The sequence below is a fragment of the Chitinophaga silvatica genome, from assembly GCF_003419895.1.
Lineage (GTDB): Bacteria > Bacteroidota > Bacteroidia > Chitinophagales > Chitinophagaceae > Chitinophaga > Chitinophaga silvatica.
The window spans coordinates 140,656-159,406 of record NZ_QPMM01000013.1 but is presented as its reverse complement, the minus strand read 5'-3'; the positions used below and the strand labels follow the sequence as shown (position 1 = coordinate 159,406).

Annotated in this window: 14 protein-coding genes; 6 read left to right on the top strand and 8 right to left on the bottom strand. The window is 41.4% G+C overall.

All coding sequences use genetic code 11. From position 1 onward, the window contains the following. Positions 1 to 5: 5 nt before the first annotated feature. The 3 genes from DVR12_RS23085 to DVR12_RS23075 form a co-directional block, all read right to left on the bottom strand. Complete coding sequence (locus DVR12_RS23085) at positions 6 to 3,092, bottom strand: SusC/RagA family TonB-linked outer membrane protein (protein WP_116978265.1); 3,087 nt, start codon at positions 3,090 to 3,092, stop codon at positions 6 to 8. Between the two features lie 433 nt (positions 3,093 to 3,525). Further along, a complete protein-coding gene (gene aspT / locus DVR12_RS23080; RefSeq protein ID WP_116978175.1) occupies positions 3,526 to 5,241 on the bottom strand; it encodes an aspartate-alanine antiporter in 1,716 nt (571 codons plus the stop codon). Between the two features lie 96 nt (positions 5,242 to 5,337). Then, on the bottom strand, positions 5,338 to 5,886 hold the full coding sequence (locus DVR12_RS23075) for a hypothetical protein (RefSeq protein WP_116978174.1): 549 nt from the start codon (positions 5,884 to 5,886) through the stop codon (positions 5,338 to 5,340). 377 nt (positions 5,887 to 6,263) lie between these two features. On the opposite strand from DVR12_RS23075, the gene katG reads away from it, so the two are divergent. Further along, the gene (gene katG, locus DVR12_RS23070; protein ID WP_116978173.1) at positions 6,264 to 8,543 is read left to right on the top strand and encodes a catalase/peroxidase HPI; all 2,280 of its coding nucleotides are present in this window, start codon (positions 6,264 to 6,266) and stop codon (positions 8,541 to 8,543) included. Positions 8,544 to 8,756: 213 nt separating this feature from the next. Here katG and rnhA read toward each other — a convergent pair whose 3' ends face one another. Together rnhA and DVR12_RS23060 are read right to left on the bottom strand one after the other, a co-directional pair. Then, on the bottom strand, positions 8,757 to 9,221 hold the full coding sequence (gene rnhA / locus DVR12_RS23065; RefSeq protein WP_116978172.1) for a ribonuclease HI: 465 nt from the start codon (positions 9,219 to 9,221) through the stop codon (positions 8,757 to 8,759). Between the two features lie 61 nt (positions 9,222 to 9,282). Continuing rightward, on the bottom strand, positions 9,283 to 10,920 hold the full coding sequence (locus DVR12_RS23060; protein WP_116978171.1) for an acyl-CoA carboxylase subunit beta: 1,638 nt from the start codon (positions 10,918 to 10,920) through the stop codon (positions 9,283 to 9,285). A gap of 196 nt (positions 10,921 to 11,116) precedes the next feature. On the opposite strand from DVR12_RS23060, the gene DVR12_RS23055 reads away from it, so the two are divergent. Continuing rightward, entirely contained in the window at positions 11,117 to 11,575 is a 459-nt protein-coding gene (locus tag DVR12_RS23055) for a DinB family protein (RefSeq protein WP_116978170.1), read from the top strand. Here DVR12_RS23055 and DVR12_RS23050 read toward each other — a convergent pair. After that, positions 11,572 to 12,507: a bifunctional helix-turn-helix transcriptional regulator/GNAT family N-acetyltransferase gene (locus DVR12_RS23050; RefSeq protein ID WP_116978169.1), complete on the bottom strand. Its 936-nt coding sequence runs from the start codon at positions 12,505 to 12,507 to the stop codon at positions 11,572 to 11,574. The two genes, DVR12_RS23055 and DVR12_RS23050, sit on opposite strands and share 4 nt — an antisense overlap. A gap of 213 nt (positions 12,508 to 12,720) precedes the next feature. Between DVR12_RS23050 and DVR12_RS23045 the strand changes: the two genes are divergently transcribed. Both DVR12_RS23045 and DVR12_RS23040 read left to right on the top strand, forming a co-directional pair. Next, the gene (locus tag DVR12_RS23045) at positions 12,721 to 14,202 is read left to right on the top strand and encodes a sodium:solute symporter (RefSeq protein ID WP_116978168.1); all 1,482 of its coding nucleotides are present in this window, start codon (positions 12,721 to 12,723) and stop codon (positions 14,200 to 14,202) included. 72 nt (positions 14,203 to 14,274) lie between these two features. Next, positions 14,275 to 15,078 carry a class I SAM-dependent methyltransferase gene (locus DVR12_RS23040; protein ID WP_116978167.1) on the top strand — a complete coding sequence of 268 codons (804 nt, stop codon included), beginning with the start codon at positions 14,275 to 14,277 and terminating at the stop codon, positions 15,076 to 15,078. Positions 15,079 to 15,144: 66 nt separating this feature from the next. On the opposite strand, the gene DVR12_RS23035 is transcribed toward DVR12_RS23040, so the two are convergent. Next, the gene (locus DVR12_RS23035) at positions 15,145 to 15,852 is read right to left on the bottom strand and encodes a DsbA family oxidoreductase (protein ID WP_116978166.1); all 708 of its coding nucleotides are present in this window, start codon (positions 15,850 to 15,852) and stop codon (positions 15,145 to 15,147) included. Between the two features lie 94 nt (positions 15,853 to 15,946). On the opposite strand from DVR12_RS23035, the gene DVR12_RS23030 reads away from it, so the two are divergent. Beyond that, the gene (locus tag DVR12_RS23030; protein WP_233522448.1) at positions 15,947 to 16,363 is read left to right on the top strand and encodes a winged helix-turn-helix transcriptional regulator; all 417 of its coding nucleotides are present in this window, start codon (positions 15,947 to 15,949) and stop codon (positions 16,361 to 16,363) included. On the opposite strand, the gene DVR12_RS23025 is transcribed toward DVR12_RS23030, so the two are convergent. Continuing rightward, positions 16,360 to 17,286: an NADP-dependent oxidoreductase gene (locus DVR12_RS23025; protein WP_116978165.1), complete on the bottom strand. Its 927-nt coding sequence runs from the start codon at positions 17,284 to 17,286 to the stop codon at positions 16,360 to 16,362. The genes DVR12_RS23030 and DVR12_RS23025 overlap by 4 nt on opposite strands. 127 nt (positions 17,287 to 17,413) lie before the next feature. Here DVR12_RS23025 and DVR12_RS23020 point away from each other — a divergent pair, with 127 nt between their 5' ends. Beyond that, positions 17,414 to 18,742, top strand: a complete 1,329-nt coding sequence (locus DVR12_RS23020; protein WP_116978164.1) for a DEAD/DEAH box helicase — start codon at positions 17,414 to 17,416, stop codon at positions 18,740 to 18,742. Positions 18,743 to 18,751: the final 9 nt, after the last annotated feature.

Below are 18,751 nucleotides of genomic sequence, written 5' to 3'. Positions count from 1 at the left end.
AATTTTTAGAAGCTCAGATTAATACCAGCAGAAATTGATTTCACAGCCGGATAGCGGTAATAGGTTGTTCCTCCAACTGTTTGTTCAGGGTCCATACCCTTGTGGGCATAGAATGTAAAGAGGTTTTCACCTTGCAGGTATACCTGAATATTATTTAAATGTGCTCTTTCCATCAATGTTTTTGGAAGATTGTAGGTAAGATTCAAACTTTTAAGACGGGCATAAGTAGCATCGTAGAGAAAACGATCGGATACTGATGTCCAGTTGGTTTGAATAGTAGTCATTTTAGGCACATTTGCATTTTTGTTTTCCGGTGTCCAACGATCCAGCATTTCTGTGGAGAAAGGGCGACCAGCGGAAGTACCGGTACCCATCAGGAATAACATATCCTGATCCAGGACTTTGCCGCCCAGACTATATACAAGGAGGAAAGACAATGAAAAATTCTTGTAGTTAAAGGTATTGGTAATACCACCATAGAGATCTGGCAATGAAGATCCGCTATAATATTGCGTAGCAGAACTATAGGTGCTTGTAGTACCTCTGCTGCCGTCTGGATTGGTAATATACCATAAAGGCAATCCATTATCCGGATTAATACCCGCCCATTGACGAAGCCAGAAATCATAAATAGATTTACCTACTTCCAGTTTCTTGGTTCCGCTGATAATTTCCTTCTGTGGCAGTTCAGTAATCTTATTAACATAATGAGTCATATTCAGATCAATCACCCAACTGAAATTGGAATTACGTACCGGTACACCATGTAAGGTAACGTCAACACCTGTATTTCTTAGGGCACCAATGTTCTGATCGATGGATGCATAACCGATGGAAGGAGCTAATGGCTTACTGTAGAGCAGGTCTTTAGATTTGCGTACAAAGAACTCTACTGTACCACCAAAACGGTTTTCAAACATTCCCCAGTCAACACCCACATTAAGGTTGAGGTTTGTTTCCCATTTCAGGTTAGGATTGTAGAGGTAACGTCTGTAAGTTCCACCTTCTCCCAGGTTGCTGTTTACGTTCAGCAATGGATAATAATTGTAATAGGCATTCACACCAAGATTATCGTTACCCTGGGCACCATAACTGGCACGGAGGGTCAATAAATTGAGCCAATCGCTGTTTTTCAGCCAGTTTTCCTGTGTGAGTTTCCAGGAAGCACCAAGCGACCAGAAAGTACCCCAGCGGTGATCTGGCGCAAAGCGGGAAGATCCGTCGCGACGTAAGGAAGCAGATGCAAAGTATTTGCCTTCATAATCGTACTCCGCTCTACCCAGGTAGCTGGAAAGTGAATAGGTATCTGTATAACCTTGTAAATCTTTGATCAGGGAAGCATCAGAAAATTGATCCAGGCCCATTAATGAGAAGCCGGATTTCTCTCCATCAGTAAATGTATTTTTGAATTTATATGCTTCCTGTCCGGCCAGTAAATTGATATGATGCTTATTATTGAATGTTTCTTCGTAAGTAAAGATATTGTTGAAAGTCCAGCTAAAAGTTCTGATATGCTGTCTTTCAATTGTACCGCCCACTTCAGCATCGAAGCCCAATGTAGGGTTGGTATAATCGAGGGTCTGGCGGTAAGTATAATCGGCATTGTAGCTCGATTTAAACTTCAGTCCTTTCCAGATAGTTGCATCACCATATACTCTGGCAGATACATCATCCCGCGATACGTTATGTTTATCAATTGCAGAAGTTGCGACTAGGTTTGTATTTGGGTTTTGAGAGCTAGGGCGATAGCTACCGAAATCAAAGACTTTATTACCGTTGATATCAAGAACGTAGCTACCGTCTGGATTCCGCTGATAAATCGGATAGAAGCTCGACATCAGGCGACCGTAGTTAACATAGTTATCGCTACGGCTATCTTCAGACGGAGGGGCTTCCTGTTCGCTATGTGCTCCACTGAGGCCCATTCCGATTTTCAGCCAGCGTTTAGCATCCAGGTCGATATTACTACGCATATTATAGCGTTTAAAACCAGAAGCGAGGTAAATACCCTGATCATTCAGGTAACCACCAGAGATGAAATATCTTGACTTATCGCTTGCACCACTAACATTTAAATTGGCTTCCGTACGATGGCCCGTACGTTGCATTGCATCGTCCCAATTATTATCCCACAATGTTTTGGCGCCAGAAACCAATTTACCATCAGTACCTACTGGTTGTGGAAATGCGCTGCCGTAAGGGTTAATTCCAAGACGTCTTACAAGGCTGCTGCTGGCCTGTGATGCAGCGGTTGCAGGAGAAAGGCCATTGGTTAAACCTGCATTACGAATCGCTTCCCAGTATAGTTCGAAGTACTGATCAGTATTTACTCTATCGTAGTCTTTTACAGCTCTTTTAGAGAAGCCCTGGCTAACGCGAACGTCTATAACATTACCAATTTTCTTTCCTCTTTTGGTGGTGATGATGATCACACCATTTGCACCTCTGGAACCATATAATGCACTGGAAGCAGCATCTTTCAGTACACTGATAGATTCGATATCGGAAGGACTGATGGCATTCAGGCTACCACCATAAGGCACCCCGTCTACCACATATAACGGATCTGAAGAAGCATTGATAGAACCAATACCACGGATACGGATAGTGGCATCAGTACCGGGTTGTCCGCTTACCGAAGTACTTTGTACGCCGGCGGCCAGGCCCTGCAGGGCTTTAGAGACGCTTGAAACCTGGCGGTTCACCAGTTCATCGCCCTTGATCTGGGCTACAGAACCGGTGATGGTACTTTTCTTTGCAGTACCATATGCAATCACCACTACTTCGTCAATATCTTTTCCTGTAGATTGTAAAGAGATATTTAAAGGTACAGTACTGATAGGTACTTCCTGCGGCACCATGCCAATAAAGCTTATTACTAAAGTGGTGGCAGCAGGGTCGTTGATTGCTAATTTAAAAGCACCATCAGGACCACTAACAGTTCCGTTTGTGGTACCTTTTACTACTACAGTAGCGCCAGGAAGAGGGGATTGATCTTTGGCAGAATAGATGGTTCCTGTCACCGTGCGTGATTGGGCCAATACAGCCAGTGGGCCGAATAGCCAAAACAAGATGATTAGTCGTTGTAACATAATTGTTTGTTGAATGTGATATCGAAATGCATTTTTTAGGGTATACGAATCCAAGCCTGTTTTAAACAAGCCCATATTGCTTTTACTCCCATTTGAATTGAAACCGGTTACAGATGGAGTTCAGGAAACAGCAACTACACAATAGTCAGCCAGGTACAGCTAACTATACTACGGTCAATAAACTGTGGCTGTTATACGCAGCAACAACAACTGTTAATCATTGAAAATGGTTGGGTCATTTTTTCCATAAGCTATTATTATTGTTCCGTTTTTATCTACTCTATTAATCCTATAGACTAATGGGTCGCAAAGCTATATGCTTTCCTAAACAAAAACAAAATAAATGTTAAAAAAGTTAAAATAAATTTATTCATCAAACGAAAAACAAGCCACTGTATTAGTTTTTAAAGGAATAAAAATAATGAGTGGAATACTAACCATGATGCATCAACAAAACGATAATAACACCTGAAGTAGTTAATGTGATATTGGCAACGGCATATGCTACGGTATAACCTAATGCCGGCACTTTACTATTTATAGCATCTTGCACTGCTAATAAGGGAGCCGACTCGTCGTGCGCTCCTGCACAAGCTCCCAGCCCAATTGCCGGATGGAATTTAAATACATATTTAGAAAGAAAAAGAGCCAATACCATTGGCGAAAGGCTCAACACTACACCTGCAAGAAACAGGGTAAGTCCTTCTGTTTTCAGACCAGTCAGAAAACCTTCGCTGGCAGTTAATCCAACAATTGCAATAAATATGTGCAATCCTAACTTAGTAAGTACCCATTGGGAGGCTGGAGGAATATATCCAAAACGCGGATAGGCACCACGTAACCAGCCAAAAAACAGACCGGCAATCAGCGATCCCCCACTCGTACTAAGTTCTACTGGCACATTACCTACATGGACGCTTAAACTTCCAAATAAAGTACCTAAAACAATACCTAAAGCCAGGTAAATTATATCTGTTTCTACACCACCCCTTTCCTTAAAGCCCAGGACATTGATCGCTTTTTCCAATTCTACCTGAATGCCTACTAATTCAATCATATCACCTTTACGCAAGATAGTACCGGCATTAAGCGGTATTTCCACCCCTGCCCTGGTTAATTTTCGCATACTAACTCCGTGAAATTCGGGGTGCTTCAGAAAGTTTCTTAAAGACCTGTTCCAGGCAGCCCTGTTGGAAATAATTACAGTAACTGTTTGCACCGGAAAATTCAGCAGTTCTGAATCGGCTACTTCTTTCCCCAATAAAGATCCGGAGGCAATAGCAGCAGCTCTTTGTCCACCTATGGCAATGATATCGCCTGGTTTTACGATAAAGTCCTGGCTTGCTTCTGTAACCTTTCCTTCCCGTCTGACCCGCAGTATATAGAGTATTCTTTTTTTGTCTTGAAACAATTGTTCTATCTGGCCTATTGATTTTCCTTCGCTGCCAGTAAGGTCTGCGTTTACGAGGTAGGCTCTGAATGCAACATGGTCGTAGGCGTTCTTAATATTTTCTTCTTCTTCTTCAGCAGGGCCGCTAACTTTAGCTTCCAGTTCTTTTGTTTCCTCAATTAGTTTCTGGCGGCTGCCCGACATAAACCAGGGGCCTATAACGGAGAGGAACCAACTGGTACCGGCAGTACCGAAAATATAAGTCACCGCATAAGCAACGGGAATCTGATTTATAAACGTATTTTTCTGGTCATCGCTTATGTTTAGTTCATTTATCGTATTAGATGCAACCCCGATAATGGCAGAACAGGTATTGGAGCCCGACATGAATCCGGCAGCAGTGCCGGTTTCGAAATGAAGTAATGAAGCAATTCCCCAGCACAGGAGCAAACTGCTGCAGCATACTATAAAGGAAAATAATGCGATTGGTAAGCCATCTTTTTTAAGTCCGGCAAAAAACTGGGGGCCAATTCCATATCCCGTACAGAAAAGGAAGAAAAGAAAGAAAACAGATTTGGTTTGACTAGGAATATCGATATGCCAGCTACCTATCAGAATACCAACCAGTAATACTCCGGTTACTGTACCTAGCGTAAAGCCTTTAATACGAATTTTTCCTACGGCAAATCCTAACAGTAGAGTAAGCATTATTGCTATTTCGGGGTACTTGCGCAGTGTTTCCAGTAGCCAGGGAAGCATAAACGAAGATTAAGGTTCCTTATACTACAAACAAGCTGGCCGATTAGTTCGATGGGCTGATGGGAATGGATAATTTCAGCTATTTATAGATAATAATTACTGCCCAAGATCTCTGACAGGAGATCCTCCTGTCATCAGAAAATATTTCTTACATTTTATATTGCTACATCCAAAATAATACGATGTATCAGCATTTGAAAGGATAAAATATGATCCAGCATTTATTTTGAATGAATACATACTACTATCAATCATAGCTGATCCTCTCATTTCACAGGGCAAAACATAATACAAATATGAAAAATCATGAGAGTTAATCGCCTCTCCATTTCTCAAAATTGTTAAAATTTCTGATGAGGATAAATTCCATTTCTTATACTCTGATGCCATTTCATCACTGTCGGATATTTCTCCCAAATGTAGATGGGCAGATTGTAAATCTATTAAGGAGTTCTTTTTAAGCTCTAATTTTTTTGCAGGTTGATAATTGTAATTTTTTGCGGATAACTGTTTATTAGTACTTTCTATATTATCGTCATTTCCATTAATGCATTCCAGATCATTCATTGATGAATCAGGCTTGATTTTGCAGCTAATCAATACACTAAACAATAAAAGGAAAATGAAATAAATAAGTTGCTTCATAAGTTATTAGTCTTGCTACCATTTGGTAAGCCATTTTACTCCGGGAAATAAGAATAACTAAAAATTGTCTTCTAAAATCAAAAGCAGGAGACTAAACAAACACTACAGTCGAATGTTTCTAAATTAATAATTGTGCTGCATTTTTTATCGACAAATCCCTTATCATAGCTTCCTTTTAAAAAAATTTAAGCTCAATTTAGTATTGTAGAGGTATTTAATTTAAATTAGATAAGAATGCAGTCCAGAACCAAAGTATAGAGAATATTTATTTTTATATAGAATTAATAAATTTTGACTATTTCCCCAATATCCTAATTTTATGGCCCTGCTTGCACTCCGTGCGGGCAAGTATTCTTTTAATACATAAACCTATAAAAATGGAAAAAGAATCTAACGACATCAGCAAATGTCCATTCCACAATGGTACAATGAAAAGCATTGTTGCAGGCAGCGGAACCAGAAATACAGACTGGTGGCCCAACCATCTTAAGTTGAGTATTCTGCGCCAGAACTCTTCTTTATCTGATCCGATGGATAAAGATTTCAACTACGCTGAAGCCTTTAAAAAACTCGACCTGGAAGCCGTAAAAAAGGATTTGCATGCCCTCATGACCGATTCTCAGGACTGGTGGCCAGCCGATTTCGGACACTATGGCCCGCTCTTTATACGTATGGCCTGGCATAGCGCCGGTACATACCGCATTCATGATGGTCGTGGTGGCGCCGGAGCCGGACAACAAAGATTTGCGCCACTCAATAGCTGGCCCGATAACGTAAGTCTTGATAAAGCCCGCAGACTGCTATGGCCTATCAAACAGAAATACGGCCGCAATATTTCATGGGCTGATTTGTTGATTCTTACTGGAAATATAGCGCTGGAGTCTATGGGCTTCAAAACCTTCGGATTTGCCGGCGGACGCGAAGATGTATATGAAGCAGATGAATCTGTATACTGGGGATCTGAAACTACCTGGTTAGGTGGCGATATCCGTTATGCTCACGGTTCTCATGGCGTAGTTGAAAATCATGCAGTACTGGTATCCGATGATGATCCCAATGGTTTCATCCATAGCCGTAATCTGGAAAAACCTCTGGCAGCAGTTCAGATGGGATTGATCTATGTAAATCCTGAAGGTCCGGATGGCAATCCAGACCCTATTGCTGCCGCTAAAGATATTCGTGATACTTTCGGTCGTATGGCCATGAACGATGAAGAAACCGTAGCCCTTATTGCAGGCGGTCACAGCTTCGGTAAAACCCATGGTGCAGCCCCTGCTACTCACGTAGGTGCAGAACCTGAAGCTGCTGGCCTGGAAATGCAGGGCCTCGGCTGGAAAAATGATTACAATTCCGGTAAAGGTGCCGATACCATTACCAGCGGACTTGAAGTTATCTGGACTACCACTCCTACTAAATGGAGCAACAACTTCTTCGAAAACCTGTTTGCATACGACTGGGAATTAACTAAAAGTCCGGCTGGCGCAAACCAATGGGTAGCCAAAAAAGCCGAAAACATTATTCCGGATGCTTACGACAAATCCAAAAAACACAGACCAACCATGTTGACAACGGATCTGTCGTTAAAACTGGATCCAGAATATGAAAAAATATCACGTCATTTCCTGGAGAACCCGGATGCATTTGCAGACGCTTTTGCCCGTGCATGGTTTAAGTTAACACACCGCGATATGGGTCCACGTGCCCGGTATCTCGGACCAGATGTACCAGAAGAAGTACTTCTCTGGCAGGATCATATCCCTGCAGTAGATCATAAACTGATTGGAGACGCAGATATTGCCGCACTGAAAGCTAAAATACTGGCATCAGGACTCAGTGTATCCGAACTCGTATCAACAGCCTGGGCTTCCGCATCAACCTTCCGGGGTTCCGACAAACGGGGTGGCGCAAACGGTGCACGTATTCGCCTGGCTCCACAAAAATCCTGGAAAGTAAATAACCCTGCTCAGCTGCAGAAAGTACTGAATGTGCTGGAAGGAATCCAGAAAGACTTCAATGCCTCTAAAAATGATGGCACCAAAGTTTCGCTGGCCGATCTGATTGTAATCGCTGGTGCAGCCGGTGTTGAGAAAGCAGCGAAAGATGGTGGTCATTCTATCACCATTCCTGTGACTCCGGGCCGTATGGATGCTTCTCAGGAAGAAACAGATGTGGAATCATTCAGCTTCCTCGAACCAATTGCAGATGGTTTCAGAAACTATCGCAGATCTGGTATTCCTGCTTCCACAGAAGAATTACTGATAGACAGGGCTCAGTTACTTACACTTACCGCTCCTGAGCTAACAGTATTAGTAGGTGGATTAAGAGTACTGAACACCAATCATGATGGCTCTAATTATGGAGTATTTACCAGTCGTCCGGGTCAACTGACCAACGATTTCTTTGTAAATCTTCTGGATATGGGAACCGCGTGGAAAGCTGTAGACGAGAGAAAAGAAGTTTACGCAGGTAGCGATCGTGCAACAGGTCAGGCTAAATGGATGGGTACCCGCGCTGATCTTGTATTTGGTTCCAATGCAGAACTGAGAGCTATTGCAGAAGTCTACGGTAGTGCAGATGCCAGCGAAAAATTCGTAAGAGATTTTGCAGCCGCCTGGAATAAAGTGATGAATGCAGACAGATTTGACCTGATTAAATAAATTTAAAGGGGATGTATCAAAAGTAATTTTTACCTGATCTTATTCGGGTAGCTGATGGAGAGGATTTTTATTTACTTAATTCTCATAACCATTATATTACTTTTGTTACATCCCTTTTTCATTAACAATGATATTTTCTATTTATAAAAAATTCCTTTTTGTTAAAGATTGGGATTTTCAACTGAAATGCTTTTTAGATCTGTTTTACCCGAACTAATTTTCAGTATCATTTTCAAATCCTTCATCTACCAGCCAATGTCCGCTATCGGCTGCCTGAGTGGCCAATTCATCGCATCGATTATTAAAAACGTTGGTGGCATGTCCTTTTACCCACTGCATTTTCACCTGGTGCTTACGATAAAGGGGAATAAATCTTAGCCAAAGGTCTTTATTCTTTTTACCTTTAAAACCGATTTTAATCCAGCCCCAAATCCATCCTTTTTCAATACTATCTACAACATATTTACTATCGGTAAAGATGGTGAGTTGAAGACCATCCCGTTTCAGGGCTTCCAGGGCTGTAATTACAGCCAGTAATTCCATCCGGTTATTAGTAGTTTTTCTGTAGCCTTGTGACAACTCTTTGCGTTGGGCACCCCACATTAATACTACGCCATACCCACCAGGACCAGGATTTCCCCTTGATGACCCATCAGTATATACAACAAGTTCAGCCATGTTTCAAATTAAAGAAACGCGAATATAAAAGGTTTTTTGCACTTACATGGGCCTGGTAAGGTTATACCTGAAAAACTCCTACATTAAAAGGAGTAGTAATCGGAGCATGGTTAGCAGCCTTGATTCCTTCAGAAATTCGTATACGTGTCTCCGTTGGATCAATAATTTCATCTACCCAAAGCCTTGCTGCTGCATAGTATGGAGTAGTTTGTGCATTATATTTATCGGTGATTTCCTTTAATAAACGGGATTCTTCCTCTGGTGTGATCTCCTGCCCTTTTGCTTTCAGGGAAGCTACCTGGATTTGCAGGAGTGTTTTTGCGGCTTGCTCTCCACCCATTACTGCTATTTTAGCAGAAGGCCACGCATAAATAAAGCGGGGATCATAGGCTTTTCCGCACATGGCATAGTTACCAGCGCCATATGAATTGCCAATGATGATAGTAATTTTTGGTACAACGGAGTTAGCAACTGCATTCACCAGTTTGGCTCCGTCTTTAATAATACCTGCGTGTTCGCTTCTGCTTCCCACCATAAAGCCGGTAACATCCTGCAGAAATACCAGTGGGATTTTTTTCTGGTTGCAGTTCATTACAAACCGGGCGGCCTTATCGGCGCTATCGTTGTAGATTACGCCACCCATCTGCATTTCACCTTTACGGTTTTTTACAATTTTACGCTGATTTGCCACAATACCAACTGCCCATCCATCTATACGTGCATAGCCACATAAGATGCTTTTACCATAATCTTCCTTATACTGTTCGAATACCGAATCATCTACCAATCGTTCAATTACTTCAAGCATATCATAAGGTCTTGAATTATCGGCAGGTAATACACTATCCAACTCAGATGTGGGTTTCAACGGGGCTTTTGCCGGTACACGATCAAATCCGGCCTCGGGATTATGCCCTATTTTATCTACGATTTCGCGGATTCTGTCGAGACATTCCTGATCTGTCTTGAACTTATAGTCTGCAATTCCTGAGATTTCGGTATGAGTAACAGCGCCGCCCAGGGTTTCAGCATCTACTTCTTCGCCAATAGCAGCTTTAACCAGATATGGGCCAGCGAGAAAGATAGAACCATTACCTTCCACCATTAATACTTCATCGCTCATAATTGGTAAATAGGCTCCACCGGCAACGCAACTACCCATAACTGCAGCAATCTGAGTAATGCCCATTGAACTCATACGAGCGTTGTTTCTGAATATTCTTCCAAAATGTTCTTTGTCGGGAAATATTTCGTCCTGCATGGGCAGAAAAACACCAGCACTATCTACCAGGTAAATAACCGGTAAATTGTTTTCCATGGCGATTTCCTGGAGACGGAGATTTTTCTTGCCGGTCATAGGAAACCATGCACCAGCCTTTACTGTCATATCATTGGCCACAATCATACATTGCCGGCCATGGATATATCCGATGCCACCAACAGTACCAGCAGCAGGGCATCCACCGTATTCTTCATACATATCATATGCTGCAAAAGCACCTATTTCAGTAAAAAGAGAATCTTTGTCTATCAAATATTCAATACGCTCACGCGCTGTCAGTTTTCCTCTTTGTCTTACTTTTTCAAGACTTTTCTTTCCCCCACCCTGTTCTATTACTCCAAGGCGTTGTTTCATAGTGCTGATAGCCATGCGCATTGCATCTTTATTCTTATTAGCGTCCAATTGCTGCTGATCCATAACGATGGTTTTTATGTTATCTAAAAATAAGGGAAAGAATTCAGTAAATTACAGTAAGGAAAACGCATGCGAAATGTTATTAGAAGAATATCATTATTCGTCAGCTTCTTTTCTTTTTTATGCAGATTTCAATAGCAGACTGCCTGCACCATACAAATAGAGAAGGTAACTTTTATAAAATTTTAAATACCTCTATATGTCGATAACTGAACATCTGGCAAAGTCTTTAGAAAACCTTTATCGCGGCGAGCCATGGTTAGGAGTTACGTTTACAGAACAACTATCCAGAGTGAATGCACAGCAAGCTATCAAAACATTGGATGAATCCAACTCAATCTGGCAATTGGTGAATCATGTTATTTTCTGGCATCAGAGAGTATTGCGCAGAATTTATAATGAGCCATTGGAGCAGGATGGAGATTTGCCTGATTTCTATATGCCCGAGAACCATGGAGAAGAAAACTGGCAACATACCATTCACCGGCTCAAACATTCTTTTGATCTGATAGCTACAGCTATCAGGAATTTTCCTGCAACAGAGATCTATGATACCTTTCCGGGAACCGAACATCCTGCCATCTATTATCTGCAGGGATTGGCCGAACATGATGCCTATCATCTGGGACAAATCACCTTATTAAGCAAATATGCTTAAATGAGTTCCATATCATAACGTTGCTCATAAAGCTGTTGCCCCCAGAGCTGCAGGAATTTTTCACCTGTTTTTCTAAATCCAAGTTTCATATAAAGCGCAATAGCAGTATGCTGCATACTGGTTGTCATGAGATAGATTTTCTGATAATGTTTTTCTTTACAGAAGTTGATCGCTTCTTCCAATAATCTTTTTCCCAGCCCCTGTCCTCTTAGCTCCGGATGTACCAAAAACCAGCGGAGTTGAACCAGATGCCTGGAAGAAGCAAGGATTGCGACAGAACCAACTATTTTTCCATTTACAGTGGCGAGAATCATTCTGTCTTTTGCGGGATTGTAACCAGGCAGGAATTCGTAGAAGGTCTTACATACATAACTTTCGAATTCGAGGTTGTAACCAGACTCCCGGGCGTAGAGGTGCCCGTGCAGATAAATGAGATATCCTACGTCGCCAGGTTGCAGGGTATAACGGATTTGTATTTCCGGGGCCGCATTTGCAGCTGTTTCACCAGAAAGCAGCTCTTCAATCGTATGCATAGCTCCAGATACCTGTTCCTGCTGAGTATCCGACAATGGGGCAACCAGCGTACTGATTTCGGCAGCTGACTTTTCATCAAGACTGGTAATTAATCTTTTTCCGGCAGCGGAGAGATGGATAAAAAATGTACGGCCGTCGGTCGAGGATTGCTGTCGATTCAGCCATCCTTTCTTTTCAAACTTCTTCAGCATCCTGCTCAGGTAGCCACCATCAATTTTCAGGGAAGTGATTAACTGACCAGCGGTGGTTTTATCTTGTTGCCATATTTCATAGAGTACCCTAACTTCAGAAAGAGATAAATTACTTTCCAGGATATGTTGATTCAGCAAACCAATGGTGCCGGTATAGAAACGGTTAAAGTGTCGGATTTGCCGGATAATTTTTACATCTTCGGACATAGGAATCTGTTTATCAAACAAAGTTATTAAAATAGTTGACTGAATCAAATAATTTACTTGACTTGATCAACTATTTTTATTGATCATTGATTTTGAATAAGTTGTAAATATTAATTTCTATGGGAACAAAAGCTTAAGATATTATCTTTGCTACTCACCACATGGATAGTGTTTTATTAGCACAACAAAAGCGTTTTTGATTAAAACTGATTTATGTCGCCAGGATTATTATTTTCATTTGTCATTGCCTACTTTGTAATTCTTTTAATTGTAGCCTGGTATACCGGCCGCAATTCCAACAACGAATCTTTCTTCATTGGTAACCGTAACAGTAACTGGATGCTGGTAGCATTCGGGATGATTGGTACCTCATTAAGCGGAGTAACCTTTGTAAGCGTACCCGGGGCTGTTGGGGCACATGCCTTTACCTATATGCAAATTACTTTAGGGTATTTTATCGGATACGTAACGATTGCTTTTGTGCTGATTCCCCTATATTACCGGTTGCAGCTGACTTCCATTTACAATTACCTCGATACCCGGTTTGGAAGACACTCTTACAAAACGGGAGCATCTTTCTTTATACTTAGCCGGACCCTCGGAGCCACAGCCCGACTTTATCTGGTAGTAAGGATTCTGCAGGATGCCATTCTTTCCAGCTTCGGAGTTCCGTTCTGGCTTACAACACTGATCATTTTGCTGATGATTCTCCTGTATACCTATGAAGGCGGGGTTAAAACCATCGTATATACGGATACGTTACAAACCACGTGTATGCTGGCAGGGTTAATCATCTGTACCATTTATATCCTGAAAACTATGGATCTGAGTGTAGGACAAAGTTTCTCTGTTATGCACGAAAAAGGGCTTACCACCGTGTTTAACTTTGACCCGAACAGCAAACTATTCTTTGTGAAACAGATATTGGCCGGAGCCTTTATTACTATTACAATGACCGGGATGGACCAGGAAATGATGCAAAAAAATATCTCTGTAAAAACACTGAAGGATTCAAAGAAAAACATGGTCACTTTAGCGTTTATCATGACCCTGGTAATTGGATTATTCCTCTTTTTGGGAGGTTTACTAAATATCTATGGTGGCAGTCAGGGAGTTACTGAAACAGGTGATAAACTCTTCCCTGCTATTGCATTAAATCATATGCCCCCGGTTATTTCGGTAATCTTTATCATCGCACTTATTTCAGCACTATTTCCAAGTGCCGATGGTGCCATGACAGCGCTTACCTCCTCTCTGTGTATTGATATAATAGGATTACAAAGAAGAAACGATTGGTCTGAAGAAACAAAGAAAAAAATCCGTCAGCGTATTCACTTGCTGATGGCATTCACTTTCCTCCTATTTGTGCTGCTGTTTGAATGGATTAATAACCAAAGTATGATCGACGTAATTCTAAGAGTTGCGGCATATACCTACGGGCCATTACTGGGTCTGTTCTCTTTTGGGATCTTAAGTAAGAGAGTGGTGGAAGACAAGCTTGTTCCTATAGTTTGTATTGCAGCACCATTATTATGTTTCCTGATCGACAAATACCAGTCTGTCTTGTTTGGTGATTTCCAAATCGGGCTGGAATTGTTGATTATTAATGGATTTTTGACTTATCTGGGATTGTTGATGATCTCGAAGAAGAAGGATTATGAAAATATGGTAAAGGTTATTGGTCAAAATAGCTGATAGGTCCTTTTATCATGCTTATTATTCAAAATAAATTCCATTTTGAATGATAAGAAGAAATTAGCTTAACCAATGGATTTAGAAAAACAATATTTCGAAGCAAATAAATCGCTCTGGAACCAACGGGTTGCGACCCATATAAATTCTGAATTTTATAATGTACCTGCTTTTAAAGCGGGTACAACTTCTCTTAATAGTATAGAGCTAACAGAACTTACTGAAGTAAAAGGTAAATCATTACTGCATTTACAATGTCACTTTGGAATGGATACCCTTTCATGGGCCAGAGAAGGAGCAATTGTAACAGGTGCTGATCTATCTGATAAGGCTATTGAACAGGCCCGGCAACTCGCAGATGAATTGCAAATTCCTGCAACCTTTGTATGCAGTAATATATATGATCTGAAAGAAAATCTGCACCAGCAATATGATATTGTGTTCACATCCTACGGAACTATTGGCTGGCTACCAGACCTCGATAGATGGGCATCTGTAATATCACATTTTCTAAGACCAGGAGGCAGATTTTATATAGCCGACTTTCATCCGGTAATCTGGATGTTTGGTGATACCTTCCAGAGTTTTGACTATTCTTACTTTAATACTGAAGTAATTGCAACAGATCAGGAAGGTACCTACGCCGATAAAAGCGCTCCTTTGAAGGGAAAAGAATACGGCTGGAATCATCCAATTTCAGAAATACAGAATGCCCTGATTAAAGCAGGCTTAAGTATTTCTTTCTTTAATGAATTCGATTATTCTCCATATAACTGCTTTGCCAATACGGTTGAAATACATCCGGGAAAATGGCAGATCAAAGGCATGGAAGGAAAGTTACCAATGGTTTATTCCTTGATGGCTGTGAAGAAAGGGTAAGAATATATTAAAACAAAGGGCTCAAAAGTGAAATACTTTTGAGCCCTTTGTTTATTACAAAATGTCTTATTTACATTCACCATCCGGAGTACAAACCTGACCGGTTAGTCCATCCGGAGTTTTAAGTGCATTGGCTGTTTTCCATTCACCGAAAGCCTGCTTAAGCGTTTCTGTAAAAGCGATCGCAGGCTGGGCTCCTGATACCCCGTAAGCTCTGTCGAAAACAAAGAAGGGAACACCACGAATTCCCAGGCGTTGTGCTTCATTTACATCGGCATTTACTGCTTCTGCCAATTCTTTAGAATTCAGCACAGCATTAACTTCCGCTTTATCTAATCCAATTTCCACTCCTAATTCCTCCAGAATATTGAGATCACTGATATCTTTTCCTTCTGTAAAGTAGGCATAGAAAATTCGTTCTTCCGCAGCATCCCCTAATCCGTGCTTCTTCGCCAGTTGAATCAGGCGATGAGCATCAAATGAGTTGGCAATTACTGCCTTATCGAAATTATAGGTGAGTCCGGCTTCCTTGGCAGTCTGAGTCAGCTGGTCATGCATAGAAACAGACCATTCTCTCGACTGGCCTTTCATTTCGGCCACATAATCATATACATCTTTATTTGGCTTGGTACGGAGATAAGGATTCAACTGAAAACTTTTCCACTCCACCTCTATCTGATCTTTTTCAGGGAAGGTAGCCAAAGCTTCTTCAAATCTCCGCTTGCCGATGTAGCAAAACGGGCACATTATATCTGACCAAATTTCAACTTTCATGCTTATTAATTTATGTTCTGTTTACAAAGTTATATCTTTGCTATCAAAAAGTAAGCAGTTATCTTAAGGAAACTGCTTTACAAAAGGTAAGCACATGACAACAAGCACATCAATAATAAATCCACCTGCTGAAATTAGTGAGGAATGCAAAAAGATGCTGGATAAGCAGCATACAGACTGCCATAAGGTTATTATACCGGTTCGGGATGCTTTGGACGTGATCAGTGGGAAATGGAAATTGCCAATTATAATAGCTATTGGAAGAGGACATAAGCGGTTTAGGGATATAGAGCGTAGTATTCCTAAAATTACGTCTAAGGTCTTATCCAAGGAGTTGAAAGACCTGGAAACACATAAACTGCTGAAACGAACTGTTTATGATAGTCAACCTGTTTCTGTAGAATATACCCTTACTCCGTATGCCTCCACATTAAATACGGTAATTGTTGCATTACAGAATTGGGGTACACAACATAGGAAGAAGATGTTGGGAAAAAGTAGCGAGGATTAATCGCCACTGACCCTCAGTACAACTTTACCTCTGCCCGGGCCGCCGTTTTTACTGAATTCCTGCGCTTCAGCGGCGGCAGCAAGGCCATTGAAAACCTTTTTCACGTAGGGTTTTATCAGTCCTTTATCCAACAGGTTGTGAACTTCCCTCATAGCAGCCAGGGTTTTAGTACCACCCCAGGCAACATGAACCCCAGCGGCATTGGCCTTTTCCTGATCGGGATATTGAACCAGGCAAATTAGCATACCACCAGGCTTTAATACTTTGAGGGATCTTTCCGTTGTACTTCCTCCTACAGCGTCCAAAACAATATCTACATCGCTTACCTGTGTTTCAAAAGGGGCGGCTTTATAATCTATCACCTCATTAGCCCCCAGGGAAGCAACAAAATCCAGATTCGGCTCGCTGGCAGTAGCAATAATATAGGCCCCTACGTGGTAGGCTAATTGTACGGCAAAATGTCCGACTCCTCCGGCGGCGGCATGAATTAAGATCCGTTGGCCTTTTTTCAGTTCACCTACTTCAAAAAGCGCACCCCAGGCGGTTTTGGCACCTCCCATAGCTGCAGCTTCCTCAAACGAAAGTTGTGGCGGCTTTCTGAACAGCAGTTCAGACGGAGATACAGCGTATGTCGAATAAGAACCATCTACTGCTCCATACACCTCATCTCCTACTTTTTTTCCAAACACCCCTTCTCCTACAGCGGTAACAATGCCTGAAGCTTCAACACCCGGGATGTAGGGTAAAGGATGATGCATAAATCCCTCCCGGGTTTTCCAGTCGATAGGATTTACTCCACTGGCTACTATTTTAATAAGTACCTGATCTTTTTCCGGAACGGGAACAGGGATTTCTTCCAGTTGCAATTGCTCCGGGCCTCCATAAGAGTGAATACAAATAGCGGGAACATGCAAGTTTTTCATGAGATCACGATTTACATTTATAATAAAGCCATTTCCAGACAGGAAGATAGGTAATTATTCTGTCATACATCTGGTGGATGGTGATTATTAATTCTTTACCTTTGCGGTTTCATATTATAGTAGCCGCATGACTTTTCGTGATTTAAACCTGAATACTTCTTTACTTAACGCGCTGGACGAATTAGGAATACAACAGCCTACCACTATTCAAAAAAAGGCATTTTCTGTAATTATGTCCGGGCAGGATGTTTGTGGGATTGCGCAAACGGGAACTGGTAAAACCTTTGCCTATTTGCTGCCTATTCTGCGCATGTTCAAGTTTTCCAAAGAAAAGCATCCAACTGTGATGATACTGGTACCAACAAGGGAACTGGTAGTGCAGGTAGTTGAGTCGGTGAAAGAACTGACTTCATACATGAGCGTATCGGTAATGGGCGTTTATGGTGGAGTAAATATGAATCCTCAGATGGAGGCTGTACAGGACAAACTGGATATTCTGGTTGCCACTCCTGGCCGGCTTTATGATATAATATTGAGTGGAGCCCTGAAAGTGAAATCAATTAAGCAGTTAGTAATTGATGAAGTAGATGAGATGCTTAATTTAGGATTTCGTACCCAGTTAAATAATATCATGGATTTATTGCCAGACAAACGGCAAAATCTGCTTTTCTCAGCTACATTGACAGAAGATGTAGAGAAAATTATTGATACGCACTTCAACAATCCGGCAAAAATAGAAGCAGCACCGGCAGGATCTCCACTCGAAAACATAGAACAAAGCGTATATAAGGTTCCTAATTTTTTTACTAAGGTCAATTTACTGGAGCTGTTAATCGATACTACTCCGGATATGACTAAGACGCTGATCTTTGTGGGTACCAAGGCATTGGCAGATGATCTGTATGAGCAGCTGGTGAAAGATTTTGAGGGCAAAGTAGGAATTATCCATTCTAATAAAGAACAGAATCATCGTTTCAATACTGTAAAGCAATTTGAGAATGGCACTTATCGTTTTCTGATTGCAACCGATATTATAGCCAGAGGTCTGGATATTTCGGAAGTTTCACACGTTATTAATTTTGACACCCCTGATACCCCGGAAAATTATATACATCGTATAGGCCGTACCGGTAGAGCTGATAAGAGGGGGATTGCAATTTTGCTGACGAAAGAGTCGGAGCTGGAAAATCTGGAAAAGATAGAAGCCCTAATGAATTACCAGATTCCTGAGCAATCTTTACCGGCCGATTTAGTAATATCTGAAGTGCTAACAGAAGATGAGAAGCCAAAGGTATTTATGCGTAATACTTTGGTGAAAGCCCCTAAACGTACGGATGTAGGACCCGCTTTTCATGAGAAGAAAGCCAAAAACATGAAAACCAATCAAAAGGTCTCGCACAAAGACAAAATGATGCTGAAGTATGGCAAGCCTAAGAAAAGGAAGCCTAAAAAATAATCTTTTCAA